This window comes from Paramagnetospirillum magneticum AMB-1 (assembly GCF_000009985.1).
In the GTDB taxonomy this organism is placed as follows: domain Bacteria; phylum Pseudomonadota; class Alphaproteobacteria; order Rhodospirillales; family Magnetospirillaceae; genus Phaeospirillum; species Phaeospirillum magneticum.
In genome coordinates this window covers 2,902,770-2,929,484 of the sequence record NC_007626.1, presented here as the reverse complement: position 1 = coordinate 2,929,484, position 26,715 = coordinate 2,902,770, and the positions used below count along the sequence as shown (strand labels likewise).

Below are 26,715 nucleotides of genomic sequence, written 5' to 3'. Positions count from 1 at the left end.
AGCGATGGTGGCGCCGCGCACCTGGGGGTTGACGGCGATTACCATGGTGGCCTTCGCCGCCAATTCCCTGCTGTGCCGCGAGGCCCTGCGCCACACCGCCATTGACCCCGCCAGCTTCACCTTGATTCGCGTTGCTTCGGGTGCCGCGATTCTGGCCCTGTTGGTCCGGCTGCGCCACGGCGCGGCGCGGGGAGGGAACTGGGGCTCGGCCCTGGCCCTGGCGGGCTATGCCGTGGCCTTCTCCTTCGCCTATCTGTCGCTGTCGGCCGGAACCGGCGCCCTGCTGCTGTTCGGTGCGGTACAGATGACCATGATCGGCCGCGGCCTGATGGCCGGGGAGCGTTTTCGGCCGCTCCAGACTGTCGGGTTGCTGCTGGCGGTCGGTGGGCTGGTGGTTCTGCTTCTGCCCGGCGTGACCGCGCCCGAGCCGGTGGGCGCCGGCCTGATGGTCGTGGCCGGCGTGGCCTGGGGCATCTATTCTCTGCGGGGGCGTCGGGAAAGCGATGCTTTGGCCGCGAATGCCGGCAATTTTCTGCGCGGCGTGCCTCTGGCGGCCCTGGCCTGTCTGGCCGTGGTGACGGTGGGCGAACCCCGGATCGATGGTCCGGGGCTGGCCTATGCCCTGGCCTCGGGCGGCGTGGCCTCGGGACTGGGCTACGCTTTGTGGTATGTGGCGGTGCGCGGCCTGCCGGCCACCCATGCCGCCACGGTACAGCTTAGCGTGCCTGTGATCACTGCCCTGGCCGGGGCGGCTCTGCTGGGAGAGAGCCTCAGTCTGCGCCTTGCCCTGGCGTCGCTGGCGGTGCTGGGCGGCATTGCCCTGGTGGTGGTGCGGCGGCGGTGACGGCCCGGTGGACAGCGGGGGGCGGAAAAGGCAGGATTGCCGGAAACAAGGAGACGATGATGCGGCGAGTATTGGTGGTGGCGGCGTTGGTGACGGCGGTTGCGGCGCAGGCCCAGACACCTCCGGCTCCCATGCCGGTTCCGACCGCGCCTGCCGCTCCGGCTCAGCCCCAGATGAGTGGTGCCGACCTGTCCTTCGACACGGCGGTGCTGCAAGGCCTCGATAAGGTCACCGCCCGGGTGGTGACCGTGGAGGCGCCGGTGGGGGCGCCGGTCCATGTGGGGGCGCTGGAGATCATCGTGCGGGCCTGCAAGAAGCGCCGGCCCGAGGATCAGCCGGAAAGCGCCGCCTTCCTCGATATCTGGGAATTGCACAAGGATCAGCCGGCCTCGGCCCTGTTCCGCGGCTGGATGTTCGCCTCCAGCCCGGCGCTGTCGGCCATGGAGCATCCGGTCTACGACATCTGGGTTCTCGACTGTCGGGGCAAGCCCGTCCGTTAGACCAGGGCCACTTCCCACGCTACCGTGGCGTTGCGGTCGAACCATGCCGTCTCGGCCAGAGCGTCCGCCAGCCGGTCCTGATAGGCTGCACGCGATATCTCCTGGGCGCCGAACTGCTTCAGGTGTTCGGTGACGAACTGGGTGTCCAGAAGCCGGAAGCCGCCGTGGCGCAGCCGAGCCACCAGATGGACCAGCGCCACCTTCGAGGCGTCGGTGCGGCGCGAGAACATGCTTTCCCCGAAAAAGGCGGCTCCAAGGGCCAGGCCGTAAAGGCCGCCCACCAGTTCCCCGTCCTGCCAGACCTCCACCGAATGGCCCAGACCCAGTTCGAACAGCTCGACGAACAGGCGGATGATCTGTTCGTTGATCCAGGTCTCGGGGCGGTCGGCGGTGGCTTCGCCGCAGGCGCGCATCACCGCCTCGAAGGCGGTGTCGCAGCGAATGTCGAACCGCTCCGACCGCAAGGTCCTGCGCAGGCTTTTCGGCACATGGAAGGCCTCCAGCGGCAGAATTCCGCGCTGCTCCGGATCGACCCAGTACAGGCGGTTCTCATCGCGCGACCGGGCCATGGGAAAGACACCCGAGGCATAGGCGCGCAGCAACAGGTCGGCGGTCAGTGGGCGCATGGGCCAAGCCTAACTCATCCCGATTTTCAGGACGACGGCAAATCCATGTCCCGCGGCTTGTTGTTATTAGAGTGTGCCTATATAATGGGCTCTGCTTCATCGAAGCGTATTTTATGTGCATTTGGAGGGCGGATGAAGGCCGAGCGTTTGCATTGGGACTTCTGGAGCGAGGAACTCGCCATCGGCCATGCCGCCATCGATGATGATCACAAGCGGATTCTCGCCGGGATCGAGCGGCTGGCCAAGGCGTTCCAACTGGGCGACGGCGATGCGGCGCTCAGCGACGGACTGGCCCTGATCGTCGATTACTCCCGGCATCACTTCGAGCGGGAGGAGCGCATGCTGGCGGCGGCCGGCTATGCCCATCTCGAGCACCACCGCGCCCGCCATCAAAGCTTTTGCGACTATGTGGCCCACGCCTCCAAGGCCGATGGCGGCATCGATCACGGCGCCCTGTTGTCCTATCTGGTGGACTGGTGGGTGGGTCATATCGCCTCCGAAGACAAGCTTTACCGTCCGGCCCTGAAGGGTAAGGAAGAGGCCATCGCCGCCGCGTTCGGCCCCCATGAGAGGGGGGCTGCATGAGGGGCGGTCTCAATCCCATCCTGGCGGTGGACAGCTACAAGGCCAGCCACAAGTGGCAATACCCGCCGGGGACGGAATACGTGTCCTCCTATGTGGAGGCGCGGGCCGACAACAGTGGCCTGGACCTTCCCGGCACTCTGGTGTTCGGCCTCCAGCCCCTGCTGCGCACCCTGGCCGCCCATCCGGTGGGTGAGGCGGATATCGTGCGGGCGGCGCGCCTGTTCGCGGCCCATGGCGTTCCCTTCCACGAGGAAGGGTGGCGCCACATCCTGAGCCGCCATGGCGGGCGGCTTCCCGTGGAGATCCGGGCGGTAGCCGAGGGGACGCTGGTGCCGTTCTCCAACGTGGTGGCCCAGGTGGTCAACACCGATCCCCAGGCATTCTGGCTGACCTCCTATCTGGAGACCATGCTGCAGCGGGCCCTGTGGTATCCCTCGACGGTGGCCACCGTCTCCTGGGCGGTGAAGCGGATCTTGCGGGAATTCTGGCTGCTGACATCGGACGATGCCGAGGGCAGCCTGGACTTCAAGCTGCACGATTTCGGGGCGCGCGGCGCATCCTCGGGGGAAAGCGCCGCCCTGGGCGGATTGGCCCATCTGGTCAACTTCAAGGGCACCGACACCGTCGAGGCGCTGCTGGCCGCCGAGGAGCATTACGCCGAGCCCATGGCCGGCTATTCCATTCCCGCCGCCGAACACTCCACCATCACTAGCTGGGGGCGGCAGGGCGAGGTCGACGCCTATGCCAACATGCTCGAGCAGTTCGGCGGGCCGGGGCGTCTGGTGGCGGTGGTGTCGGATTCCTACGACGTGTTTCACGCCGTCGAGAACCTTTGGGGGCGGGAATTGCGCGCCCAGGTGCTGGACATGGGCGGAACCCTGGTGATCCGCCCCGATTCCGGCGATCCGGTGGATGTGGTGTCCCAGGTGCTGCGCCTGGCCGCCGCCGCCTTCGGCTCGACCCGAAATTCCAAGGGCTTTCGCATCCTCAATCCGGCAGTCCGGGTCATCCAGGGCGATGGGGTCAATCCCAAATCCATTCGGGCCATCCTCGCCCGCATGGTCGAGGATGGCTTCGCCATCGACAATATTGCCTTCGGCATGGGTGGCGCGCTGCTGCAGAAAGTGGACCGCGACACCTTTTCGTGGGCCATGAAGGCTTCGGCGGTGCGGGTGGCCGGCCAGTGGCGCGACGTCTACAAGGAACCGGTGACCGATGGCGGCAAGGGCTCCAAGCGGGGCCGTCTGGCCCTGGTCCGCGATCCGGCGGAAGGCCTGCGCACCGTAAGGCTCGAGGATTGTCCGGCGGGGGAAGACCTTCTCCGCCCGGTCTTCCGCGACGGAACCCTGCTGGTCGAGGACAGTCTGGCCCAGGTGCGCCACCGGGCCTATTTCGGCAGGTAGAACCGTCCGGTGATGCCGGTATGGCGCAACTGGTAAGAGCGATCCAACTCGTCGAAGACGTCGTCGGCGAAATTGATGAAGCGCGGCGGCATGGATTGGGCGCCTTTGGCGTCGTCGGCGGGGTGGGCGCGGCGGCTGACCATCTGCACCACGGCGACTTCGTGGCGGGCCAGCATGCCGGTCAGGGTATCGGGCGGCACGCGGCCGTTGGTGATGGCCTGGGTGGCGCCATAGGCATCGATCCACATGGGCTTGCCGGCCTTGAGGCAAAGCAGCAGGGATTCGCAGATGGCCGGGCCTGGAACGGTCTTCAGCCAAGCCACATCGTCCAGGAACAGCGCCTCGCGCTCTTTCAGATCGCCCGCCATATCGACGCCGAAGCGGCCAAGGGCGATGGGCATGTGGAACAGCAATCCGGCATGGACGGCCAGGGCCAGCGCGGCGCACGCCTTCGGTCCGGAACCCGGACGGGCGCGCAGCCAGGCGACGGCCGGGCCGGCGCCCATGGCACAGGCGATCATGGCGTCGAAGAAGATGTTGGTATCGACCCCCGCACCGCCGGAAAAGCCCATGGCCAACGCCAGACTGAGTCCGAGATAGGCTCCCACCTTGGTGGCGATACGCCCGTCACGGCCCAACAGGAAGTAGAGGCCGACCACGGCGATGGGCGCCTGGAGAAGATCGAGCATCTCGGTGCTGAGGATAACTCCGCGCGCCGCGTCATATTGGCGTGACGCCAGCAGATTCTTGAAGAATCCGGCGCCGAACTTGGCCTCGATGACCGCCAGGGCCAAGGCGGCCAACGCCAGTCCGGTACCCAGATACAGGGCGCGGTCGCGGTTGCTGCCCCTCCAGATCAGATGAATCGTGGTCACCAGCGGCAGGGCCAGGACGTTGTGCTTGCACAGCAGCCCGGTCGCGAACAGCAAAGCCACCAGCGGCAGCCGCGCCGCCCCGCCTCGGCGGTGGACGTAAATTGCGAAGCCTGCGCACAGCAGGCCCTGGGCCAGCAATTGCGGATCGTTGACGCCCACGTAATCGGCGGCGAAGCCCGACAGCATGCCTAGCGCCGCCGAGCCAGAAAGAACCGCGTCGATGCGCCTGGCGCCGGCGGCGCGCGCGACCATGGCGGCGGACAGGGCGATGACGGCCACCGCCAGCAGCGACAGAAGCCGACCGGCCAGAACCATGTTGCCGATCAGCGTGCCCAGCAGCCCCACCAGATAGAAGGACAGCGGCGGGTAGTTGTTGACGAACAGGGGCGTGTCCGCCGAATACAGTGACGCGCCGGCCATGGCCCGTATCTGCTGATACGCGTTCCAGCCCTCGTTGTAATCGATCTCCAGCGCCGTACCAACCCGGAGGACGGGATAGGCGAACAGGGTCAGCGCCAGGAGGGCCAGTCCGGAGACGGTCAGCTTGTAGGCATCGGTTCTGTGCACGGGGCCTCTCAGAGTGCGCTCGGACGATGCGGGGATGTAGCAATAATTTCGATTCCGATCATCTGCAATCTGGCGCAGGGGAAGTTTCCATGAAATTTATAGTTCATTGGTAATATCTGGTGGATCAGGTGGTTTCCCCATCAGGCCAAAGCTGTAAAATCGGGAGAATGAAAGCAGCGGGGCGAAACATGGATGCCGTTAGGCCGGCGGGTCTCGGCGAGTCCGACGAGTCCGAGGCATTGGGATTCCGCCGGTTGCGCCGGTGGCTGGTTGCGGGTTTCGTGGCCGCCAACCTGTTTTTCGCCATCGCCTACCTGGTCATGGTGTGGCTGGGGCCGCGCTACGCCCTGGAGGAGGCCGGACGCTCCACGAGCACCCTGGCCCTGGCGCTGTCCGAGCAGGTGGAGGCGACTATTCGCTCCGAGGCCGCCATCCTGACCTCGCTGCAGCGCGAGATCCGGAGCCGGGGCGGCGTGGCGGCCTTCGATGAAACCGCGTGGTACCAGATGTTCATGGCTCATCTGGACCTTTTCAGCGACGATCCCGCCGACAAGCCCATGCACGCCCTGTTCTTCGTGGATTCCACTGGCATCGCCTCGGCCAGTTCGGTCAGCAACCCTACCCGGCAGGCCGACGCCTCCATGCGGCCGTATTTCATCTTTCACCGCGATCATCCCGGCGACGAACTGCATATCTCCGAGATTTCCCAGTCCAAGATCACCGGATTGTGGGTTTTCTTTCTGACCCAGAGGATCAACGGGCCGGATGGTTCGTTTCAGGGCGTGCTCGGCATGTCGCTGCGCATCAACCGGTTCGAGGAGCTGTTCGCCCATCTTCGCCTGCCCGCCGACGGGTCCATCGTCATCCAGCGTCTGGACGGGGCGCCCTTGTTCCGCCACCCCTTCACCGAGGCCTTCGCCACCTCCCAGCCGGGCAGCCTTCCCCGCGTGGCCGGCATGGTGGCCAAGGGGGCGGGCGCCCACGAGCAGGTCAGCCCCTTCGACGGTAAGACCCGCATCATCGGCTATAACGTCGGACGGCATTATCCCATCCTGGCCTCGGCCACGGTGACGCGCGAGGGCGCGCTGGCCGGCTGGTACCGCACCTTGTCGTGGTTCACCGGGCTGGGGCTGGCCGCTCTGGGCTTGGGCGCGATACTGTTCATATTCGCGCTGAAGCATTTGGGAAGCCTGGAGCGCGAGGCCCGCATGCGGCGCCTGTCCCAGACCGTCGACCAAAATCCCAACATGATCCTCACCACGGATTCCCGGGGGGTGATCGACTACGCCAATTCCAGCTTCTACCGTTTCACCGGCTTTGAGCCCGACCAGGTGATCGGCGCCACGCCGCGCATTCTCAAGTCCGACGAGACGCCGCCCGAGGTCTTCGTCGATCTGTGGCAGACCATCCGGGCGGGGCGGGAATGGCGTGGCGAGTTGGTCAATCGTCGCAGGGACGGCCAAACCTATTGGGCATCCGTGGTCATCTCGCCGGTGCTCGACGAGGAAAGCGGGCTCTGCGGCTTCGTCGGCATGCAGGAGGATATCAGCGAGCGCAAGCGCATCGAAGGGCGGGTGGCGGAATTGGTCGCCGAGCTCAAGCGATCCAACGAGGAGCTTGAGAATTTCGCCTACGTTGCCTCTCACGACCTGCGCCAGCCGCTGCGCATGATCAATTCCTATCTCGGCCTGCTGCGCAAGCGGCTGGCCGCCTCCTTCGACCAGGAAGCCGAAGAGTTCTTCGCCTTTGCCTCTGACGGCGCCAGACGTCTGGACCTCATGATTGTCGACCTGCTGGAGTTTTCGCGCATCGGCAAGCAATCGACCCGGGAGATGCTCGACCTCAATGGGGTGGTGGCCGACGGGATGCAGAATCTTGCCGTGGCCATCCGCGATTGTGGGGCGGAGATCAGCGTGGCCCCCGGCCTGCCGACCATTCCGGGAGACCGGTCCGAGCTGACCCGCCTGTTCCAGAACCTGATCGGCAACGCCCTGAAATACTGCCCCGAGGAGCGCAAGCCGGTGGTGGACATCTCGTGCCGCGATGGCGGGCGGGAATGGATCCTTTCCGTCAGGGACAACGGCATCGGCATCGAGGCGGAGTGCCTGGAGAAGGTCTTCGGAATCTTCCAGCGCATGGTCAGCCGCGACAAGTATGAAGGCACCGGCATCGGTCTTGCGGTGTGCCGCAAGATCGCCGAGCACCACGGCGGCCGCATCTGGGTCGAGTCCGTGGTTGACCACGGCTCGACCTTCCACGTCGCCCTTCCCAAGGCATGATCAGACGCATTTGCGGATATAGGGCTTGTTGATCTCCCACAATTCGTCCAACAGCTTGACCGCGGCGTCCGAGGAATTGACCACAGGATCGGCCAGCAGCGCCTGCAGCGCCAGTTCCTTGGAGGCGTGCACCGCGGCTTCCACCGACAATTGCTGCACGCCGGCCTGAACCAGGGCCAGCTTCTGAATCGATTCGGGCAGCGGCCCCAGCGAGACGGGATGCACTCCGGCTGCGTCCACGATGGCCGGAACCTCGACCGCCAGGTCGGGCGGCAGGTTGGGGATGGTGCCGTTGTTCATCAGCACCGCCGATTCCAGGTAGTGGTGGCGGTTGTTGATCAGGCCGTCGACCACCACGTTGGTGCGCTCGCCCACCGAGTGCTTCCATTCGTCGGGCAGGGGGCCGCCCGCCAGGACACCCTCGATGGCCTCTTGCAGTTCCACCCGTTCCCGGGCGTCGCCGGCATAGTCGTGGCCGTGCTCGCCGCCTTCCCAGCCGAAGGCCAGGTACTCGCCCATGTGGTCGTCGCTGCAGCTCGGCCACAGGCCGTAGATATTGAACATCTTGCGGCTGAACGGCTGGAAAGTGGGGTCGAAGCCGGGCTCCTTGGCCCGCAGCAGGGGATACATGTCCTCGCCGGTCCAGCGGTTGCGGACCTGCAGCATCCACTGGAAGTGATTGAGGCCGATCCCCCAGCACTCGGCGTCGTGCCATGGCACCCCGGTGATGTGGCAGATGGCGCCCCGGGCCATGAAGATGCCGTGGCACAGCCCCATGGACTTGATGGGGCTGTACTTGCCCAGCGCCAGCACGATGCGGCTTTCCGGGTTGGAAAAGTTGAGGAACAGGGCGTCGGGGCACAGTTCCTCCATGTCCCGGGTGATCTCGAAGATCAGCGGCAGGGTCCGCATGGTGAAGAACAGCCCGCCCGGCCCGCCGTTCTCGCCCAGGGTCTGGCGGATGCCGTATTTTTTGGGAATCTCGAAATCATGCTTCCACAGCCGCATGCGGTCGATGGCCACCGAATTGATTACCACCGAGGCGCCGTCGAAGGCTTCGCGGCGATCGGTGGTGCTTTCGATGATCATGCCGGCCTTGCCCTCGGCATTCATGCGCTCGGCCAGGGCCTTCATGCGGGCCAGGGCCTCGGGATTATGGTCCACCAGCACCAGGGTGGAGCCGGCCAGGGTGTCCGACGAGAACATGTCGCGGAAGGTGGACAGGCCGAACGACATGCTGCCGGCGCCGAGAAAGGCGATCTTGGTGATGTTCTTCATGGTTCGACCCTCCCAGGTCATTCTTGTCAAAGGGCGGCGATGCCGCCGTCATTTCAAAGGGCGGCGATGCCGCCTCGTTGCAGCAGGATTTCCGCTTCGTCCCGGTAATCCTCGGCCAGGGCCAGCCCGGCGGCGGCGGCCTCGTCCAGGATCACCACCGCATCTGGGTGAAGCTGCAGGGCCGAGGCGGGGATCACGGCGGAGACCGGTCCCTCGATCATCTTCGCTACCGCCTCGGCCTTGGCCGGGCCGGTGGCCAGCAAAAGGATGCGGCGCGCCGCCAGAATGGTGCCGATCCCCGTGGTCAGCGCCGCCTTGGGGACTTCGGCGGGGGCGAAGATGGGGGCGTTGGTCCGGCGCGTGCTGCGCCGCAATCCCACCAGCCGGGTGCGGCACGCCAAGCCGCTTCCCGGTTCGTTGAAGCCGATATGGCCATTGACCCCCAGCCCGAGGATCTGCAGGTCCAGCCCGCCCGCCGCCGCGATGCGCTCCTCGTAGGCGGCGCAATAGGCGGGCAGGTCTTCCGCCGCCCGTCCATCCAGCAAGTGGACGCGTGAGGGGGGGATGCCGGCCTTGTCGATGAAATGCTGGCGGAGAGTCAGGGCGCAACTGGCGGGATGCTCCTCGCCGAGCCCGAGATACTCGTCCAGCCCGAAGATGGTGGCCCGCGAGAAGTCCAGGGACCGAGCCGGGTCGGTCAACCGGGCGTACATGGCCAGGGGCGTCGCTCCGGCCGCCAGACCGATCACGCAGTCCGGCTTGGAGAGGGCCAGCGCCCCCACCAGCGAAGCAGCCCGCTCCGCCACGGAAGGCCCATTGGGTTCGATCAGCACCCGCACCGGTTCGACTCCCGATCATGAAACCAGCCCCACCAGTGTACGAGCCCTGATGGGAAATGCATCCTTTATCGCGAGCTTCTCCTTGCGCGGGAGCCGCCTTTCCCTCCAAGATCATCAGGCAGTTGGGGGCTTGTATGAATAATAAGACTGGCTGGATTGATTACTGGGATGGGGATGTCTCGGTTTATACGGGGGCCCGCCATCTGAAGGCTCATTACAGGGAGTTGTTTGCGGGAATCGAGCCGCTGCTTCCGGCTGGGCCGTTCACACTGCTGGATTACGGTTGCGGCGAGGCGCTGATGGCGCCCGACATCGCAGCCAGGGGAGGTCGGGTCTTTCTCTACGACGCGGCAGGCGGGCGGCGGCCCCGGCTGCGCCAGCGCTACTCGCACCTGGATGGCGTAGTGGTTCCCGACGACCTGTCGGTTCTGGACGGCCAATGCGATGTGGTGCTGCTCATCTCTGTGATCCAGTACGTTCCCCGGGACGGCCTGCCGGCACTTTTGGCACAACTGCGCCGGGCGTTGAGGCCCGGGGGCAAGCTGATCGTCGGCGACATTCTCAGCCCAGCCAACAGCGTGGTGGGGGACGTTTCCGCCCTGTTGCGCTTCGCCTGGCGCGAAGGCTTCGTGGCCGAGGCGGTGAGGGGCCTCATGCGCACCCTCAACTCCAACTACAATCAGCGGCGCAAGACCCTGGGGCTGTCCACCTATTCGTTCGACGAGATCAGGGGCCAACTGGACGCGGCGGGATTCGACGTCACCGCCCTGGCCGAGAACGTCGGGCACGCCCGCCACCGGCGGTCCGTGCTGGCCTGTCGTCGCGACTGACATGCAGTCTCTCCGCTTGACCATATTTTTCTAATGGTCTATGCCTGAGAATGAAGATGCGATGCGCTTGCATCTGAGTTTGCGGAGCCATGACCATGGATGTTTCGCTGCAGGACATGAAGCCCGGAGACTCCGCCCGCGTGGTGGGCTTTGCCAAGGGGGAACGGGATTACCGGCAGCGCCTTCTGGCCATGGGACTGACTCCCGGGGCCGAGTTCTCGGTGACCCGCGTGGCTCCCATGGGCGATCCGGTGGAAATCACCGTCCGCAACTTCACCCTGACGCTTCGCAAGGCTGAGGCGGCGATCCTCCGGGCCAAGAGAACCTAGTCATGGCCCATGTGGTCGCGGTCGTCGGCAATCCCAATTGTGGCAAGACGACGCTGTTCAACGTGCTGACCGGCTCCACCCAGCAGGTGGGCAACTGGCCGGGCGTCACCGTTGAAAAGAAGGTGGGAACCTATCTTCGCGACGGCCAGGAATACGATCTGGTCGACCTGCCCGGTATCTACATGATCGGCGGCATCGCCAAGGGCTCCGAGGACGAGAGGGTGTCGCGCGACTACATCCTGTCCGGCGAGCCGGAGGTGGTGGTCAACATCGTCGATGCCTACAACCTGGAACGCAATCTTTACCTGACCGCCCAGTTGCTGGAGATGCGGGTTCCGCTGGTGGTGGCCGTCAACATGATGGACCTGGCGGAAAAGAGCGGCATTCATATCGACGTGGAGGCTCTGTCCCGCGCCCTGGATTGTCCGGTGGTACCGCTGATCGCCAGCCGGAAACGGGGGGTGGACGACCTCAAGGCAGCCATTGCCGCGGCCTGTCAGGCCCGCCATGTTCCCGCCGTCCAGCCCGCCCATGCCCAAGCGGTGGCGGCGGCGCGCGACGCCCTGGCTCCCGCTCTGGCTCCGGCGGCGGCGCAGCGCAAGGTGGAGGCCGCCTGGGCGGCCCTCAAGCTGATCGAGGGCGACAGTTTCGCCGAGGCCCTGGCCGAGGGCCGGCTGGATGACGAGGTGGAGGCCCACCGGGCCGCCATCGAGGAACACTGTGGCGAAGAAGCCGACATCATCATCGCCGACGGCCGCTACACCTTCATCGGCGAGATCATGCGCGGCTGCGTGCAGCAAACCCACAAGGTGTCCCTGGCGCTGACCCGGCGCATCGACAAGGTGGTGCTGAACCGCTTTCTCGGCGTGCCGGTGTTTCTGGCCGCCATGTATCTGATGTTCCTGTTCACCATCAAGGTGGGCGGCGCCTTCATCGAGTTCTTCGCCCTGGCGGCCGAGGCCTTGGTGGTGGATGGCAGTGCTGCGGCCCTGGCCATGGTCGGCGCCCCGGAATGGGTGGTGGCGGTGGTGTCGGGGGGAATCGGCGGCGGCATCAAGACGGTGGCCTCGTTCATTCCCATCATCGGCTCGCTGTTCCTGTTCCTGTCGTTTCTGGAGGATTCGGGCTACATGGCCCGCGCCGCCTTCGTCATGGACCGCGCCATGCGGTCCATCGGCCTGCCGGGCAAGTCCTTCGTGCCCCTCATCGTCGGCTTCGGCTGTAACGTGCCGGCCATCATGGCCACCCGTACCCTGGAAAGCCGCCGCGACCGGGTCCTGACCATCATGATGGCGCCGTTCATGTCGTGCGGGGCCAGATTGCCGGTCTATGCCCTGTTCGCCGCCGCCTTCTTCGCCGAGAGCGGGCAGAACGTGGTCTTTTCCCTGTATCTGGTGGGCATTCTGTTCGCCGTCGCCACCGGCCTGATCCTCAAATCCACCCTGCTGCGGGGCGAGGCGTCGACCTTCGTCCTGGAGCTACCGCCCTACCACCTGCCCACGGCGCGCACGGTGATGATGCAGGCCTGGCAGCGCCTCAGCGAATTCATCTTCCGCGCCGGACAGTTTATCGTTCCCCTGGTGACGGTGCTGAGCGTGCTGAACACCCTGGGCACCGATCTCAGCATCGGGAAGGAAAACAGCAAGGATTCCGTTCTGGCCGCTGTCAGTCGTGCCATTACTCCGGTCTTTCGCCCCATCGGCCTGTCCGACGAGAACTGGCCGGCGGCGGTGGGGCTGTTCACCGGCATCTTCGCCAAGGAAGCGGTGGTGGGCACCCTCAACGCGCTCTACACCCAGGTGGATGCTGAGGATCATGGCGGCGACGCGCAAGAGGCCAAGCCCGGTATCGGCGACAAGCTCAAGGCGGCGCTTGCCACCATCCCCGCCAAGTTCTCCGCCCTGGTCGAGGCCGCCGATGAGGTGAAGGTCAAGGACGGCGTGTTCGGCGCCATGGTCGCCCGATTCGACGGAACGGCGGGGGCGCTGGCTTATATGGTGCTGATCCTGCTTTACACTCCGTGCGTGGCGTCCTTGGGCGCCATCCGCCAGGAGGCGGGGGGAGGCTGGACGGCCTTTGCCGTCGGCTGGACCTCGCTGCTGGGATACAGTGCTTCGGTGGCCTGCTATCAGGCGGCGACCTTTGCCCGCCATCCGGCCCAGTCGCTGGGCTGGCTGACCGCCTGCGTGCTGGCTCCCCTGGGGGCGGCCGGGTTGATGTGGCTGGTGGCGCGTCGGCGCGACGGCCGCCTCGTCACGGTTTCAGGAGTTTCCCCATGACCCTGGTCGAGGTGAAGGCCTATCTGATGGAGCGGCACCGCGCCGGCCTGGGCGAAATCGCCACTCATTTCGATGCCTCGCCCGACACTGTCCGGCAGATGCTGGGACAGTGGATCGCCAAGGGCAAAGTCCGGCCGGTGGATAACGGCTCCTGCGCCGCCGGATGCCACTGCGCCATCCGCCATGACGAAATATACGAGTGGGTAGGATAAACCCTGACCCTTCGCCCTGCCCGAGTTAATTCTACCGTCATCTGGGCGCAATCTTTCTCCTGTACGCTGCTGTTGAAGTGTTTCGCCCCGATCAACTGACGGGAGCGGGGCGTCCAACAAAGCCGGCCGGAAATCTCGGCGGCAACCCATGCAACGTCAGGGGAGGAGCATTAATGAGTTCACACGGCAAGCCATCGGCCGCGAATCTCGCGAGCGCCGAGCACATCCGGAACAATCCGAAATTCAGGGAGCTGGTCGCCAAGCGTAACGCCTTCGCATGGACGCTGTCGGCGATCATGCTGATCATCTATTTCGGCTTTATTGCCGTGATCGCCTTCAACAAGGCGTGGCTGGGCACTTTGCTGACCAGCACGGGCGTGATGACCATCGGCTTCCCCATCGGCGTCGGCGTCATCTTGTCGGCCATCGCGCTGACCGGCATCTATGTCTATCGCGCCAATGGCGAGTTCGACGACATGAACCGCCAGATTCTCGAGGATTCCCGCTGATGAAGACGACCAAGACCGCAATCGCGTCCGCGCTCGCCTTCGGCGGCACGGCGCTCCTGGCCTCCGCCGCCCTGGCGGCCGGCGCCGACATGGGTGGGGCTGAAAAGCAGGCCACCAACTGGCACGCCATCATCATGTTCGTGATCTTCGTGGGCATGACCCTGGGCATCACCTACTGGGCGGCCGGACGCACCAAGACCGCCGCCGACTTCTACGCCGCCGGCGGTGGCATCACCGGTTTCCAGAATGGCCTGGCCATCGCGGGCGACTACATGTCGGCCGCGTCGTTCCTGGGCATTTCCGCCCTGGTCTACGGCTCGGGCTATGACGGCCTGATCTTCTCGGTGGGCTGGCTGGTCGGCTGGCCGATCATCCTGTTCCTGATCGCCGAGCGTCTGCGCAACCTGGGCAAGTACACCTTCGCCGACGTGTGCGGCTATCGCCTTGCCCGCACGCCGATCCGCACCTTCGCCGCCACCGGCTCGCTGATCGTCGTGATCTTCTATCTGATCGGCCAGATGGTCGGTGCTGGCCAGCTGATCAAGCTGCTGTTCGGCATGGACTACATCTACGCCGTGATGATCGTCGGCGCGCTGATGATGGTCTACGTCACCTTCGGCGGCATGGTTGCCACCACCTGGGTACAGATCATCAAGGCCTGCCTGCTGCTGGGCGGCGCGACCTTCATCGCCTTCGGCGTGATGAGCCATTTCGGCTTCTCGTTCGAGAAGCTGTTCGTCAAGGCCATCGAAGTGCATCCCAAGAAGGTGGCGATCATGGCGCCGGGCGCCCTGGTCACCAATCCGGTGGACGCCATCTCGCTGGGCATGGCGCTGATGTTCGGCACCGCCGGCCTGCCCCATATCCTCATGCGCTTCTTCACCGTTCCCGATGCGCGTGAGGCCCGCAAGTCGGTGTTCTATGCCACCGGCTTCATCGGCTACTTCTACATCCTGACCTTCATCATCGGCTTCGGCGCCATCACCCTGGTGGCGACCAATCCGGAATACCTGACCAAGGGCCTCGGCTCCCTGGATCTGAAGGGCGGCAACAACATGGCCGCGGTGTGGCTGGCTCACGCTATCGGTGGTGACCTGTTCCTCGGCTTTATCTCGGCCGTGGCCTTCGCCACCATCCTGGCGGTGGTGTCGGGCCTGACCCTGGCGGGCGCGTCGGCGATTTCGCACGACCTGTACGCCAGCGTCATCATGCACGGCCAAGCCACCGAAGGCAGGGAAGTGACCGTCTCCAAGATCGCCTCCATCGGCCTCGGCATCATCGCCGTGCTGCTGGGTCTGGTCTTCGAGAAGCAGAACGTGGCGTTCATCGTGGCGCTCACCTTCTCGGTCGCGGCTTCGGCCAACTTCCCGGTGCTGGTGCTGTCCATGTTCTGGGGCGGCCTGACCACCCGTGGCGCCGTGCTCGGCGGCATGATCGGCCTGCTGATGTCGGTGATCATGGTGGTTCTGTCCAAGGCGGTGTGGGTGCAGAGCTTCGGCTTCAAGGCCGAGATCTTCCCGTTCGCCTATCCGGCCCTGTTCTCGGTGCCGGCGGCCTTCTTCTTCTCCTGGTTGTTCTCGATCCTCGACAACAGCCCGCAGGCTCAGGCTGAACGCGCCGCCTACGAAGCCCAGTCCATCCGGTCCGAGACCGGCCTGGGTGCCGAAGGCGCCGCCAGCCACTAAGGCATGGATACGGTTTGAAGGGAGGGGCATCGGGAAACCGATGCCCTTCTTTCATGGGAAATCCATGAAAAAAGGGCGCCTACCACGAGGGTAGGCGCCACTGAGGACAAAGTGGATCACAAAATCAAAGCCTCGGCCTGCGCCTTAGCCGCTGCCGCAGCAAGTTCCGAGTTCTCCTTAATCAAGGTTTTTACCTCGGCGGCAACCTCTTTGAGTTCGCCGGTCAACCGCGTGATTTCGGAGTTCAGATGGGCAATGTGGGCGTCGTTCTGAGCGTCGGCCTTGGCCTTGTCCCGATCCCCTTCCCCATCGTCCTTGACGCGCCGGAACGCCTTGTATGCCACCGTGCCCGCGATGCCCAGGCCAGTGAAGATGCCAGCCCAGCCCCCGCCGGAGATGGCTTGCTGCGCCGCTTCGATCTCACCGCTCATAGGGGCATACTCCAGACCGGCAAGTTACCTCTTCGCAGACTCGGCAATATTCGAAGCGAAGCAAATCCCACCACGTAGCAAAGGCAATGACGAGAGTGTCCGACATTGCAGCCGGTGGAGGGTACAGCGAGAACATACACGCAAGACCTACAAAAGACCACATGGCACAAGCAATAATCTTTAGTAGGTATTCCCACTTAATTGCCTTGCGAGTAGTTACGGCATATAGCCTCCAAAGCTGGAGACTTGCAACGATCAAGAACAATCCAGCCCAACACTCATCCTGCGGCATCACCTCAGCCATGTGGCGATAAGTCGGGCGAGATAGGGTTTCTTCCGGGAACAGCAAGAATACCGCCCACAGATAGCCGCTCATCACAGACGCGATGGTCGCGGGTCGGGTATCGCCGCGAAGCCACAGATAGCCTAGCTTCTGGCCGAATTTTCGGATCATTGCCTATTCTCCCGGTCATACCGACCAAACGCATAGGCACCCAGGCCAATGCCGCTCATGAGAACCAGAGCGACAGGGGCCAGCAACCAAGCCATCACAAACCAGCCCGAATGTTCGCAATCGCGCTGTTCACGTAGGCGATATACTGCGTGGCCGTCTTGCCGGTGCGGGGATCGTCCAGATCGACAACCCAGTCGCCGTTCTCGTCCTGCCTCTTGATTTCCATCAGCGCAGTGGAACCAACAGCATCCTCGCGCCACATGCGGTCAGTGATACTCTTTTCGAGACGGTCGATTTCGGCCAGGGCGACAGACTTGGCAATGTCCTTAGGATCACGCGGGGTAGCGTTCCAACGCACCACATAGACACCATCTTCGATGGTGCCGTAGGTGTCGCTGACGAAGAACAGCCGGTCATCGGGCCGTGCTTCCCAGCGGGTGGGGATGAAGCCTAGGGCGGTGCGTGCGTCGTCAGACGCTTGGCGCAGCCAGCCGCCAGGATATTGAATGTCGGCCAGGACGAAGCCCGAGGAGGCAGAGACGAGGCCGATTGAGGGGTGATGCCAGTCCATAGTTGGTCCTTTCATCGGGCCGGGCACGGGGCGACATTGCTGCCGCCGAAGGGATGTTCAGCGAAGGCTGCGAAGATATAGGTGTCGGCAGCGTTTATGTCGCCACCCGTCGTTCTGGCTTTGAACCCGTTTGACAGAATATCGAAGCTGTTATTTGTCAGCTCCGAGTTACTGAGGTTAGGGAACAAATGCTCGGAAGCCGGATTGGAAACACTTCGAGCCGTATCGTAGATGTTCCAATAATTTCCAACAGAGGCATCCTTGACGAGAATGAATCGCGGCCGGAACCCACAGTAAACGAACGGACCGTCATTGGAGGCGTTCCCAGTGTAGCTACCGAATTTGCTGTAGCCGGGAATTTCGGCGAAGCAGTATGCGACCATCAAATCGTTGTTGTTCGCGGAAGTCGTCAGGTGCGGGATCGTCGTAGACGAGGGGGGGCCGGTCCAATAGCCCGTGCCCTGCGCTGCGGGGCTGTTCAGGATGAGCCTATTACCCGCCGCAAGCGAAGGGTGATACACGTCCCAGTTAAGCGCCGTACTCCGACTCTTTTGGACGATCAGTTTAGGCGTGGCCCCGAGCCCATGGCCAACGGTGTAGTTTCCAGACGTGGTGTGCGTCCACGTCACGATGCTGAACCCAGACGTTGGGTTAGCGCTTACCTGGGAGGTGACCGACCCGGCGTTGTTGGTGACGGCAGCCGCCCCAGAATTCCACACCCAACCCACCGAAGTCCCCGAAGGTGCGCTGTAGGTAGTCTCGGCAGCCGTGGTGTTGCTCTGCAAGACGGCAGAGGTGCCACGCACGGTGTCGATAAGCTGGTGGTTCTGGCTGTTGGCCCTGTCCTTGATCCATTCGAGGAAATAGGTGTACAGCGCCTCGCTGGAAGACTTGATCGACGCACCAGCCGCCAGGACGGTGTTGAAGTGGTCGGACGGCTTCTTGATGCTGACCGCCGGGAGGTTGGCGGTGCAGAGGGCCTTGAAGCCGGTAGGCGGGGTGTAGGCGAAGGCGGTTGCGCCGAAGTTGGCAGTGCCGTAATACCCGGTATATTGCTCAGTCCAGAACGTCCACTCAGTACTTGAGTATGGAAGTGCTACGGCGGTCCCCTGAGCCACGTTGTTCACGTAAAATTGAACAGTTCCCCCGTCTAGGTCGAGTGCAATACCAAGTACCTTCCCAGCGGTTAACGTCGCAAGACCCGACTGAACATAGCCACCCGCGCTGTAGCCGGGGCCGGTATTGTTCCAAATCTTTCCGCCATCCTGATACCACACGGCGTAAGTTGTCGCTTGGTTCTGCCACGGCGCGGAATTGAACGGACACAGGGACACCGCCATCACGCCTAAGAATAGGCTGTTGGCTCCGGTGCTGCTTGTTATGGTGACTTCGGCGTACCATTTGCCCGAACGAGGGGCGATTGTTGCTGTCGTATCAGACCAGGAAGAAGACCCATTGAAGGTGAGATTGCCGTTGGAAAAACCACTGGAACTAAGCCACTTGAGCGGGTTCCACGTCGCGTAATTGTTCGTCGGCGTATCCGTGGTCTGTACCGGAGAGCCGTTGACGGTCCAGGTGTTGCCGTTGCCAGAGGTGTCGGTGCCGAGAGCGCCAGACGAGCCGAAGCCCAGGAACGAATACCCCGCAGCAGCCTTGCGAGCCGCCCACACTCCATTCGCATCCGAAATGCCGCCCTGGAGACTGGCCGAGGAGCCGTTCCAGAATGCGAAGTCGGACATATAGCCTGAGAAGTAATTGGTCCCGTCGAAGCCCAGACGGGGATTGGTGACGGAGGCAGCGGTATAGGTGCCGGTGCCCGTGACCAATGTGCCATTGACGTAGACGCCCGTGCCGTTCCAGAAGATGTGATACCACGCGGACGGGTCACGGTAGAGTGCCGTGCTGGTCAAGCCAAAGGCGTACAGCGCATCTCCGCTGGTGAAATACACCTTGTTGTCGAAGATCGGGGACGTAGCGCCCAGCTTGGACCGCTTATGCTGGGCGACGAAACCGTAATCGACCGCTCGGCCTGGCGGTGCTTCGAGGTGCCCCTCGGCCGCCCAGCGCCGGTATGGCGCCCGGTCCCGAGTTTCGTGGTCGTCCAACAGGTCGCCAGGCTTCCAAAACCAGGCGAGCGCCCGGTCGGCTGTGGGCTCGGCCGACACCGCCACCAACGCAGTCAAGTCGGTGGTCGACGAAAGGTCGAGGGCCAGATAAATCGCCTCGCCATCGGCGATCGTGTCCTGGCTCATGCAGGCCATCCACTCCGAGCGAGCAATCAACGGGCTTTGGCTGTCAACTCGTTGGTTTAGGTACAGATTGCGAAAGGATGCCTCAAAACTAGGCATTCTTGCCGCCCTGGCGGCCTGGGCTCGCATGACCACAGGCGGCGAGGGCGTTCTCGACCGCGGTCATCCGATCGAACAGGCCGCCATAGTCGCGGAGATCGTCGACGGCGTCCTCGCCGGAGGGCACCCGCTCGAATTGCTGGCCCTGGGGATGACGCCGCGGCAGACCAAGCGCCCGATACCACCGAACCCAAAGCGCCCGATATGCCTCGGCGGCCGCTTCCATGTCGGTGGTGATCCATGCCTCGAGCCGATAGTCGAAGACGCCCGTGCGCCGCTGGCGGGTGCCGTCGGCGAAATAGCGATAGGCGATGCGGCCGAGGGCGGTTCCGGCAGTGGCGTCGGCGCAGATCGCCGCAACGGCAGCGGAACCATGCCTGGTCAAACTGGCGGGGTCCAGCCCCAGCATGACGGCGCGTTGGGCCAAGCCAGCGTCGGGCATGATCTGTTGCGGCTGGGTCCGCTTGGCCCGGCCGTTTGTTTCACGGGCCACGTTGGCGTTTCTCTTTCGGCCACGTCTTGACATCTGGTGATCTCCTCTCGATCGGGTTGCCCTGGGGGTCGGCGAGTGCTTCGCAGACGAGCACACCCCCTATAGGGGCTGCGAAGACTGCGAAGCTGCGAAGCCGCAGAAAATAAGGGGTTCGCAGCGGTGTTCGCACCGACCACCGCTGCGAAGCTGCGAACGAACGCTAAAAGCTAGGGTTTCTGCGGCTTCGCAGTTCGCACGGGGTGTATTTGCGAAGCTGCGAAGCCCGGTTGCGAAGCGTCCGTTGCGAAGGGCTGCGAAGCTCATTGCGAAACGTCCTCGCGGGTCAGTTTTACGATCACGGGGGCGCTTTTGTGCCGGCCTTGCTTATCCTGAGTCAGCTTCCATACTTGTCGCCCAACGGGCCATGTGAACCCGCTGCCGATAAGTTCCTTTATCTTGTCCTCTGTCGCCCGTTCTTTGAGCCCGGTGTGCGACATCACCTTTATGGCAAGGGCGCCGATGGTGCTTTGTCCCGTCTGGGGCATCGCCAAAGCTGTGGCGCTCGCTAGATTAATCTTAGCATCTAGCTCGGCGTCACGTTTCGCCTGGGCCGCGTTGCCCCGTAAGGCGTCAACGTCGACCAGCACCGGCATGGACACCCGCCACCCAACGTCTGTCAGATCGGCGCCCTTGACCGAGTCTTTCTTGCCGCTGATGTCGGTTTCGGTGTGTTCGAACCAGATCGGCTTTTCCGACTTCCCGGTCAAATTGCCGCTGCCCACGTCGAGGCGCACATAGTTGCCCCTCTTTTCCTCCTCGATGCCCGCGGCCTCCGCGGACTTAGGCCCCATGGGGATGACGGTATAGACGCCGCGCACCGCGCCACCAATGGCGCCAGCGCCACGCGCCACCGCCAGATTGCCCGCCAGGTGCTCGAGGTCGTCGCCCCGGTCCTTGACAGTGTGGTGAATCAGGTCGATCGCCACATTGGCGCCATGGGCGATGTCGCGCACCGCGTCCATGACCTGTTCGACCTCCTCGTTGGCGTTCTCGCTGACGCCGCGGTGGATCGACACAAAGGGGTCGATGGCGATATAGACCACCTCCTCGGCCTTGATAAATTCGATCATCTCGGCAACCGCTGCCGTTTTCGCCACGCCGTCGCGGCCCTTGGTTGCCAGCACCAGCTTATGGTCGAGGCCCGAGCTAAACAGGAAGCGATCGCGGATGCTGTCGAACGAGATGGGTTGCTGCTCATTTCCGATACCTCGAACCGCGCCAGCCAGCCGCAGCCACCGGGAGCCCGGCGGCCCAAGCGGGCGTGTCGCACATGATTGATTTGAACTCGTCGACGCTGCCGACGCCCTTGCGGACCTCGGCCAGCGCCTCGTCGTGAACATGGATGACGACCGGATACCCGGCCGCCTCGAGCTTGAGCAGGGCATTGGCCAACAGATCGCGGGCAATGGCCTGGATGGCGTTTTCAGCGAGCGAGCCGCCGTATGTCGTGCAGCGTTCCCATTTCCGGGTGATGCTGTTGACCGCCATGAAAGTGATGGTGTCTTTGAGCTTGATCTCGTCCTGGCCAATGTTCCAGGCCGGGCGCCGCTTCTCGATGCGCGGGTGGGCGTATGCCAGCGGGCGGCCCGACGGCAACACCATCCACAGGAACCCGCCCTTGACGACGTACTTAATCCGCCCGCCCGCGGTGCTGACCACCCGGCCCGGGTTGGAGATGGCGTTAAAGGCGGCGTCTTCCATGTTGCGCCAGAGGGCGACGACCCGAGGGTGCGCCTCGCGCCAGGCGACCTTGATCTGGTCGGCCTCCTCGTCGGTGACTTTCATGCCGTAGATGGCGGCCATGGATTGGAACGCCCCGACGCCACCGCCGAATCCGAGGGCGAGCTCGGGAACCTTACCATAGGGTGTTCGCTCTGGACTATTTTCGTTTAAAGGGTGTGCATAGAGCACTTTGAGCAGGGTCAAAATCTTCTCTGCGCCGATCAGGTACAGATCGCGGCCGGTACCGGCATCGAAGTCGCGGAAGGCTTGGATTTTCCATTCCTCGTTCGCCAGCCAAGCGGTGATGCGCCCCTCGATGTTGCTGAAATCGGACTGTATGAAATCGCAGCCCTCGGCCGGTATCAGACACCCGCGCAGATTGGACGAAATGACATCCAAGGGCGGCCCGAACAGCATCGAGACGAGGTCGATGTCGCCGTCAATGATCAACGGAATGGCTAGGTCGGCTTTCTTAATTACACCTCTTGGTAGGTTTTGCAATTGTATCAACCGGCCCGCCCAACGCCCGGTGCCGGCGCCATAGACGAGGTGCAGACCACGTGCGCGGCCGTCATCACAGGCGCACTTGACCATCGCCGTCAATTTGGCAGTGCTGGCCTTGGCGGCCTCGGCCCGGATTTCGACGGCCTGGCGGGCGGCGCCCTCGATGTCACCGGCCAGCATTTGGCGCACGGCGGCTTTGGCCACGCCCTCGGTTTCGACGCCCTGGTCACGAAGCCACGTCGTCAGGTCGGCCGCCTTGGTGGCCTTGGTGACCTTGGACGCCCCGGCCAAGAAGACCCGCGCCAGGAAGGCGGCCGAGCCCGCCCCCGAGCCGGTGGCCGATGCCGACTTTGCCCCGCTGCCCGATAAGGACATCGCGGCCGAGGCGCCCGTCGAGGCCCAGCCCGAGCCGGTGGCCGAAGCCCCCGCCGCCATTGACGGCCCGGCGGTGGTCGCCGCGTTGCAGGCGTTCGCCAAGGTCAAGGGGCCGCTGGCCGTCAAGGCGCTGCTGACCAAGTTTAACGCCTCGCGTCTGTCGGACATCAAGCCCGACCAGTATGCCGCCGTCATGGCCGAGGTGGCGTAATGAACGCCCCCTTGGTTCCGATCGACAAGTCGGGACACGTCGAGCACGGTTTCTCGTCGTATAGCCGCTATGCCGCGTGCCCTGGGTCAATCCGCGAGTGCCGCAAGGCCCCGCCGGAGAGGCCCAGCCCGTATGCGGAGGAGGGCACCGACGCGCACGAATGCGGCGAGATCGGCTTGCGCCAGGGTATCGACGCGATCGAGCTCATTGACCGCAAGGTCGGCGGGTCAATCGTCGACGAGGACATGGCCGCGGCCGTACAGGTTTACCTCGATTTCTGCCGCTCGCAGATCGAAGACGGCGACATCGTTTTCGTCGAACTGCCCGTCGACCTGGCACCCCTCAACCCGCCGGTGCCGCTGCGCAGCCGGTTGGACTTTGCCCGGTATCGTCCGAGCACCCAGTCGCTGTTGGTCACCGATTACAAGCACGGCCAACTCGTCGTCGAAGTCCACGGCAATGGACAGCTCCGCGGCTATGCGCTGGGCGCCTGCGTCGAGCTCGACAAGCTCGGACACGTCGTCTCCGAGGTGCAAATCGCCATTGTGCAGCCGCGGGCCTACCACGAAGACGGCCCCATCCGCTTCGAGGTGATTTCGGCCTTCGAGCTCTTTGAATGGTCGGTCGATCTGTTCGACGTGATCAATCGCACGCTCGAGCCCGACGCCCCCTTAGTGGCCGGCGAGCATTGCCGGTTCTGCCGTGCCAAGCCGGTGTGCCCCGAAATGGAACGCATGGCCCTGGCCACCGCCGAGGCCCAATTCACCGACACCACGATCACCGTGCCCCCGGCGCCCTCGTCCATGGCCCCGGCCAGGATCGGCCAGGTGCTCAACGCCGCCGAGATCATCGAGGGTTGGCTCAAGAGTGTGCGCGAGCACGCCCATGCCTCGCTCGAGCAGGGCGTCGAAATCCCCGGATGGAAGCTCGTTCCGAAGCGTGCCCAGCGCAAGTGGGCCGACGATGACTTGGCGTCCGACGCCCTGCTCACGGCTGGGCTGCCCATCCTCGACATCTACACCCGCAAGATCATCACGCCCGCCGCTGCCGACAAGCTGCTCGGCAAGAACAAGGACGTGGTCAAGCACTTGGTCGTCGCCGAAAGCTCGGGAACGACCTTGGCCCCGGCTGGCGATAAGCGCCAGGCCGTCGCTGGCGGCGCTGCCGCCGACTTCACTTCGCTCGAATAGCCCAAAAGGAAACCGCCATCATGGCTGACAAGTACACCTATTCCGCCACCGCCAAGACGCCCCTCGTTCGCGCCGCCTTCTTTCGCGGCGTCGAGCCCGAGGTCCGCACCAACGACAAGGGCGTCACCGAAAAGACCTGGGGCCTGACCGCCATCGCCCCGGCTGGCTCCGATCTGACGGGCGTCAAGGCCGCCATCGTCGAGGCCGCCACCAAGATGTGGGGCAGCACCGCCGGCGACAAGCTCAAGCATCCCAAGTTCAAGTCGCCGCTCAAGGACGGCGCGACCCAGGTCGACAAAGCTGCTCGACGCCATCCGCTCTTGTGAGCGTGACCTCGACGGCATCACCAACGACCCCGACTCCTATTCGGCGCCCCTCCGCGCCCTGGCCGAAACGCTGTTGGAGGCCGTGATATGAGCTCGCCTCTCGATCTGCTCCGCGACGCCCAACTCGTCATTACCGCTCGGCATCTCGAGTATGGCGATTTCCGCGACAGCTTCGACCGCCTGGCGGCCCTGTGGTCGGCCTATCTCGGCACCAAGATCAGCCCGCCCCAGGCCGCCGATCTGTTGATGCTGCTCAAGATCAATCGGTTGAGCTTCGACCCGTTGCATGCCGACAGCCGCCGCGATGTCCTCGGCTACGGCGCCATCGGCGGCGCCCTGGCCGCCCCCGACGAGGAGGTCTGAACCATGCCTCAGCATATCATTGACCGTTGGCGTCGCCACGCCCTCGACATCGTCAATATTCGCGTCCCGGCCACCAATAGCCAACAGGCCCTTGCCTGGCGGTTTCTGCGCCAGTGGGGTGTGTGACATGGCCCGATGGATTGCCATCGTGGTGTTTGGCGCGATCTTGGGCGCTATGGCCGGGTCGCTTGGCGCCGGTGTCGTGGCGGTGCTGCGATGAATATCGCCGACGCCCACGCCCAGCTTAAACGGGCGATCCAGCTTTACAACGACCTGGGTGGGTGCTTCCACGCCGCCCCGCCGTGGACGAGCGCCGAGGAAAACACCATCCGAGAAGCATATGCGGCCGGTCTGTCGTTGCCCGAAATCGCCCGGCTGCTCGCCCGGTCACAGGCCGCGGTCAAGCTGCGCGCCCATTATCTCGGCTTGCGTCGCCCGGCGGCCCGATCGGGCTGGGAGAGCCGCGCCGACGATGCCATGTCCCGGCTTTGGTCGGCCTTCGACGACGACACGTTGCGCGATCTGTGGACCGCGGGCGTGCAAGTCGACGACATCGCCACGGCCCTCAATCGCTCCGCAGCCGCTTGTCGTCTCCGCGCCAGCCAGATCGGCGCCGCCCGGCCCGAAGGCTTTTACGGTGCCGCCGCACACCGGAGGGCCGCCGAATGATCGACCCGACCGTCGTCGCCCTGGCGGGGGCTTTGCGCCTCGCCCAACCCACCGCCATTGATCTGCGTCAAACGGAGTGCATCGCCGATGCTGTCTATCACGAAAGCCGCGGCGAGCCGCTGGCCGCACAAATTGCTGTCGCTTCTGTGGTTGTTAACCGTGGCCGGCCTTGCGTCGTTGTTTCTGCTCGCGGGCAGTTTGCGTATCGCCGCCGGGTGGACCGTCGACACCACGATGTCGCTGCTTGGAGGCAATCGGCCGAGGTGGCGCTTCTCGTCCAATCCGGCGCTGTTCGAGCCATTCCCGCCACCCACTTCCACGACACGACGGTCGCCCCAGCGTGGGCTGCTCGGATGACATATGTCGGCCGGGCTGGCGGCATGGAGTTTTGGAGGGCGAGCTAATGCGCCGTTTCCATGAAATCACGGTCCCGAAATCCGGCGTTAGCTGGATCGTCCGCTGGGTCTTCGAGCAGATGAACGACCAGCGCATCGGCCACGGCGATCTGACCGAACGGGCTGGCATCAGTGAGAACACGATTACCAAATGGCGCAAGCGGTCCTCGCCGAACTTCGCCACCGTCGAGGCCGTGGTCAATGCCCTCGGGTATGAAATCAAGCTTGTGAGGGTGCGCCAATGACTTCGATCTGCATCACGCCGTCGCTCGACTGCCATCTGGCGCCCAAGTGCGCCCGGCATTTCCGCAACCGTCCCGAGGCCACGCATCCCGACCAGCGGTATATGGTGAATCTGGGCGACAACGCCATGTTTGCCTGTCCGAGCTACCGCGAGATCGAAACCGAGGCCGACGGCTGGCAAACGGTATATGCGAGCCAGGGGGCGTTGCCATGACCTGGCACGCCATTGAACGAGCCCTCGAGCGGTATGGCCTCGACATCAGCCCGTTGGAAATGTCGGCGATGACCGACGCAGTCGGCCGAGGCGATAGCGTGCTGCTCGAGCGTCGGCCCGATGGGTCGGAGGCCCACTTGTGCCGATCGCCCAGCACTGGCCGGGTGCTGCAAGTGATCTACATGCCCGAGGCCCACCGCATCGTCACGGTTATCTACGCCGATTCCCGTCGGCACCGGGGGCGTAAATGAACGCCGCCGGGTATCTGCGCGAGCTCCGTCTCGAGGCCGGGCTCACGCAAAGGGAATTGGCCGCCCACATCGGGGGGCACATGGTCGAACTATTCTTCGCTGGGCAGAATGTATGTCTGCGCCCCGCCCTCCGCGCCGCCTACGCCGCTGGCATGGAGCGTGCTGCGGAGATTGCTGCCGTCACAGATTATGGCGACCGAAGGGACCATTGTGATTGTGGGTGCTTTAGCTGGGGTGATGGCACCCAAGCTTGCTCCGCCGCCATCCGCGCCGAGA

Annotated in this window: 32 protein-coding genes; 21 read left to right on the top strand and 11 right to left on the bottom strand. The window is 64.2% G+C overall.

The genetic code is table 11. The features are described 5' to 3' along the window. Window positions 1–4 precede the first annotated feature (4 nt). On the top strand, window positions 5–844 hold the full coding sequence (locus AMB_RS13790) for a DMT family transporter (protein ID WP_011385121.1): 840 nt from the start codon (window positions 5–7) through the stop codon (window positions 842–844). A gap of 59 nt (window positions 845–903) precedes the next feature. Next, a complete protein-coding gene (locus AMB_RS13785; RefSeq protein ID WP_231848845.1) occupies window positions 904–1,344 on the top strand; it encodes a DUF2155 domain-containing protein in 441 nt (146 codons plus the stop codon). On the opposite strand, the gene aat is transcribed toward AMB_RS13785, so the two are convergent. Then, on the bottom strand, window positions 1,341–1,970 hold the full coding sequence (aat, locus tag AMB_RS13780; RefSeq protein WP_011385119.1) for a leucyl/phenylalanyl-tRNA--protein transferase: 630 nt from the start codon (window positions 1,968–1,970) through the stop codon (window positions 1,341–1,343). The genes AMB_RS13785 and aat overlap by 4 nt on opposite strands. Before the next feature lie 132 nt (window positions 1,971–2,102). On the opposite strand from aat, the gene AMB_RS23460 reads away from it, so the two are divergent. After that, a complete protein-coding gene (locus tag AMB_RS23460; RefSeq protein WP_050750718.1) occupies window positions 2,103–2,555 on the top strand; it encodes a bacteriohemerythrin in 453 nt (150 codons plus the stop codon). After that, on the top strand, window positions 2,552–3,958 hold the full coding sequence (locus AMB_RS13770) for a nicotinate phosphoribosyltransferase (protein ID WP_011385117.1): 1,407 nt from the start codon (window positions 2,552–2,554) through the stop codon (window positions 3,956–3,958). Before AMB_RS23460 ends, AMB_RS13770 begins: the two co-directional genes overlap by 4 nt. Here the strand turns inward: AMB_RS13770 and AMB_RS13765 are convergent. Then, complete coding sequence (locus tag AMB_RS13765; protein WP_011385116.1) at window positions 3,943–5,400, bottom strand: glycosyltransferase family 39 protein; 1,458 nt, start codon at window positions 5,398–5,400, stop codon at window positions 3,943–3,945. The genes AMB_RS13770 and AMB_RS13765 overlap by 16 nt on opposite strands. 188 nt (window positions 5,401–5,588) lie before the next feature. Between AMB_RS13765 and AMB_RS23455 the strand changes: the two genes are divergently transcribed. Beyond that, window positions 5,589–7,679: an ATP-binding protein gene (locus AMB_RS23455; protein ID WP_050750717.1), complete on the top strand. Its 2,091-nt coding sequence runs from the start codon at window positions 5,589–5,591 to the stop codon at window positions 7,677–7,679. On the opposite strand, the gene AMB_RS13755 is transcribed toward AMB_RS23455, so the two are convergent. Together AMB_RS13755 and AMB_RS13750 are read right to left on the bottom strand one after the other, a co-directional pair. Continuing rightward, on the bottom strand, window positions 7,680–8,957 hold the full coding sequence (locus AMB_RS13755) for an alpha-glucosidase/alpha-galactosidase (RefSeq protein WP_011385114.1): 1,278 nt from the start codon (window positions 8,955–8,957) through the stop codon (window positions 7,680–7,682). 53 nt (window positions 8,958–9,010) lie between these two features. Then, window positions 9,011–9,796 carry a glucosamine-6-phosphate deaminase gene (locus AMB_RS13750; protein WP_011385113.1) on the bottom strand — a complete coding sequence of 262 codons (786 nt, stop codon included), beginning with the start codon at window positions 9,794–9,796 and terminating at the stop codon, window positions 9,011–9,013. Between the two features lie 134 nt (window positions 9,797–9,930). Here AMB_RS13750 and AMB_RS13745 point away from each other — a divergent pair, with 134 nt between their 5' ends. The 6 genes from AMB_RS13745 to AMB_RS13720 all read left to right on the top strand — a co-directional run bounded on the left by AMB_RS13745 (window position 9,931) and on the right by AMB_RS13720 (window position 15,640). Next, a complete protein-coding gene (locus tag AMB_RS13745; RefSeq protein ID WP_011385112.1) occupies window positions 9,931–10,626 on the top strand; it encodes a class I SAM-dependent methyltransferase in 696 nt (231 codons plus the stop codon). A gap of 95 nt (window positions 10,627–10,721) precedes the next feature. Beyond that, entirely contained in the window at window positions 10,722–10,955 is a 234-nt protein-coding gene (locus AMB_RS13740) for a FeoA family protein (RefSeq protein WP_043746668.1), read from the top strand. 2 nt (window positions 10,956–10,957) lie between these two features. Beyond that, window positions 10,958–13,234: a Fe(2+) transporter permease subunit FeoB gene (gene feoB / locus AMB_RS13735; RefSeq protein WP_011385110.1), complete on the top strand. Its 2,277-nt coding sequence runs from the start codon at window positions 10,958–10,960 to the stop codon at window positions 13,232–13,234. After that, window positions 13,231–13,446, top strand: coding sequence for a FeoC-like transcriptional regulator (locus AMB_RS13730; RefSeq protein WP_011385109.1), 216 nt, complete (start codon window positions 13,231–13,233; stop codon window positions 13,444–13,446). The genes feoB and AMB_RS13730 overlap by 4 nt, the downstream gene beginning before the upstream one ends. Window positions 13,447–13,619: 173 nt before the next feature. Beyond that, window positions 13,620–13,955: a DUF485 domain-containing protein gene (locus AMB_RS13725; RefSeq protein WP_050750716.1), complete on the top strand. Its 336-nt coding sequence runs from the start codon at window positions 13,620–13,622 to the stop codon at window positions 13,953–13,955. Beyond that, entirely contained in the window at window positions 13,955–15,640 is a 1,686-nt protein-coding gene (locus AMB_RS13720; protein WP_011385106.1) for a cation acetate symporter, read from the top strand. The genes AMB_RS13725 and AMB_RS13720 overlap by 1 nt, the downstream gene beginning before the upstream one ends. Before the next feature lie 116 nt (window positions 15,641–15,756). On the opposite strand, the gene AMB_RS13715 is transcribed toward AMB_RS13720, so the two are convergent. The 7 genes from AMB_RS13715 to AMB_RS13685 form a co-directional block, all read right to left on the bottom strand. Further along, window positions 15,757–16,071, bottom strand: coding sequence for a hypothetical protein (locus AMB_RS13715; RefSeq protein WP_011385105.1), 315 nt, complete (start codon window positions 16,069–16,071; stop codon window positions 15,757–15,759). Further along, the gene (locus AMB_RS25730; RefSeq protein WP_043744562.1) at window positions 16,061–16,525 is read right to left on the bottom strand and encodes a hypothetical protein; all 465 of its coding nucleotides are present in this window, start codon (window positions 16,523–16,525) and stop codon (window positions 16,061–16,063) included. The genes AMB_RS13715 and AMB_RS25730 overlap by 11 nt, the downstream gene beginning before the upstream one ends. A gap of 94 nt (window positions 16,526–16,619) precedes the next feature. Then, the gene (locus tag AMB_RS13705; protein ID WP_043744559.1) at window positions 16,620–17,096 is read right to left on the bottom strand and encodes a hypothetical protein; all 477 of its coding nucleotides are present in this window, start codon (window positions 17,094–17,096) and stop codon (window positions 16,620–16,622) included. 11 nt (window positions 17,097–17,107) lie between these two features. Beyond that, window positions 17,108–19,348, bottom strand: coding sequence for a DUF7483 domain-containing protein (locus AMB_RS13700; RefSeq protein ID WP_148207410.1), 2,241 nt, complete (start codon window positions 19,346–19,348; stop codon window positions 17,108–17,110). 88 nt (window positions 19,349–19,436) lie between these two features. Beyond that, window positions 19,437–19,970 (bottom strand): hypothetical protein, encoded by a 534-nt coding sequence (locus AMB_RS13695; protein ID WP_011385102.1) that lies wholly within the window; start codon window positions 19,968–19,970, stop codon window positions 19,437–19,439. 266 nt (window positions 19,971–20,236) lie between these two features. After that, window positions 20,237–21,100 carry an AAA family ATPase gene (locus AMB_RS13690; RefSeq protein WP_158303972.1) on the bottom strand — a complete coding sequence of 288 codons (864 nt, stop codon included), beginning with the start codon at window positions 21,098–21,100 and terminating at the stop codon, window positions 20,237–20,239. A 70-nt stretch (window positions 21,101–21,170) separates the two neighbouring features. Then, complete coding sequence (locus AMB_RS13685) at window positions 21,171–22,493, bottom strand: DNA polymerase (RefSeq protein ID WP_193770097.1); 1,323 nt, start codon at window positions 22,491–22,493, stop codon at window positions 21,171–21,173. Between AMB_RS13685 and AMB_RS25265 the strand changes: the two genes are divergently transcribed. The 10 genes from AMB_RS25265 to AMB_RS13640 all read left to right on the top strand — a co-directional run bounded on the left by AMB_RS25265 (window position 22,471) and on the right by AMB_RS13640 (window position 26,439). Continuing rightward, window positions 22,471–22,788, top strand: coding sequence for a hypothetical protein (locus AMB_RS25265; RefSeq protein ID WP_148207409.1), 318 nt, complete (start codon window positions 22,471–22,473; stop codon window positions 22,786–22,788). The genes AMB_RS13685 and AMB_RS25265 overlap by 23 nt on opposite strands. After that, complete coding sequence (locus AMB_RS13675; protein WP_011385099.1) at window positions 22,788–23,978, top strand: DUF2800 domain-containing protein; 1,191 nt, start codon at window positions 22,788–22,790, stop codon at window positions 23,976–23,978. The genes AMB_RS25265 and AMB_RS13675 overlap by 1 nt, the downstream gene beginning before the upstream one ends. A gap of 20 nt (window positions 23,979–23,998) precedes the next feature. After that, window positions 23,999–24,304: an ssDNA-binding protein gene (locus tag AMB_RS13670; protein ID WP_011385098.1), complete on the top strand. Its 306-nt coding sequence runs from the start codon at window positions 23,999–24,001 to the stop codon at window positions 24,302–24,304. Between the two features lie 87 nt (window positions 24,305–24,391). After that, window positions 24,392–24,667: a DUF6378 domain-containing protein gene (locus AMB_RS13665; RefSeq protein ID WP_011384343.1), complete on the top strand. Its 276-nt coding sequence runs from the start codon at window positions 24,392–24,394 to the stop codon at window positions 24,665–24,667. A gap of 3 nt (window positions 24,668–24,670) precedes the next feature. Further along, window positions 24,671–24,793 (top strand): hypothetical protein, encoded by a 123-nt coding sequence (locus AMB_RS26805; protein ID WP_011385097.1) that lies wholly within the window; start codon window positions 24,671–24,673, stop codon window positions 24,791–24,793. Between the two features lie 90 nt (window positions 24,794–24,883). After that, window positions 24,884–25,336: a hypothetical protein gene (locus tag AMB_RS13660; RefSeq protein WP_043744549.1), complete on the top strand. Its 453-nt coding sequence runs from the start codon at window positions 24,884–24,886 to the stop codon at window positions 25,334–25,336. Continuing rightward, window positions 25,333–25,740, top strand: coding sequence for a cell wall hydrolase (locus tag AMB_RS23450; RefSeq protein ID WP_011385095.1), 408 nt, complete (start codon window positions 25,333–25,335; stop codon window positions 25,738–25,740). Before AMB_RS13660 ends, AMB_RS23450 begins: the two co-directional genes overlap by 4 nt. After that, entirely contained in the window at window positions 25,740–25,976 is a 237-nt protein-coding gene (locus AMB_RS13650; protein ID WP_011385094.1) for a helix-turn-helix domain-containing protein, read from the top strand. Before AMB_RS23450 ends, AMB_RS13650 begins: the two co-directional genes overlap by 1 nt. Beyond that, complete coding sequence (locus tag AMB_RS13645) at window positions 25,973–26,188, top strand: hypothetical protein (RefSeq protein WP_011385093.1); 216 nt, start codon at window positions 25,973–25,975, stop codon at window positions 26,186–26,188. Before AMB_RS13650 ends, AMB_RS13645 begins: the two co-directional genes overlap by 4 nt. Beyond that, the gene (locus AMB_RS13640; protein WP_011385092.1) at window positions 26,185–26,439 is read left to right on the top strand and encodes a hypothetical protein; all 255 of its coding nucleotides are present in this window, start codon (window positions 26,185–26,187) and stop codon (window positions 26,437–26,439) included. Before AMB_RS13645 ends, AMB_RS13640 begins: the two co-directional genes overlap by 4 nt. Window positions 26,440–26,715: the final 276 nt, after the last annotated feature.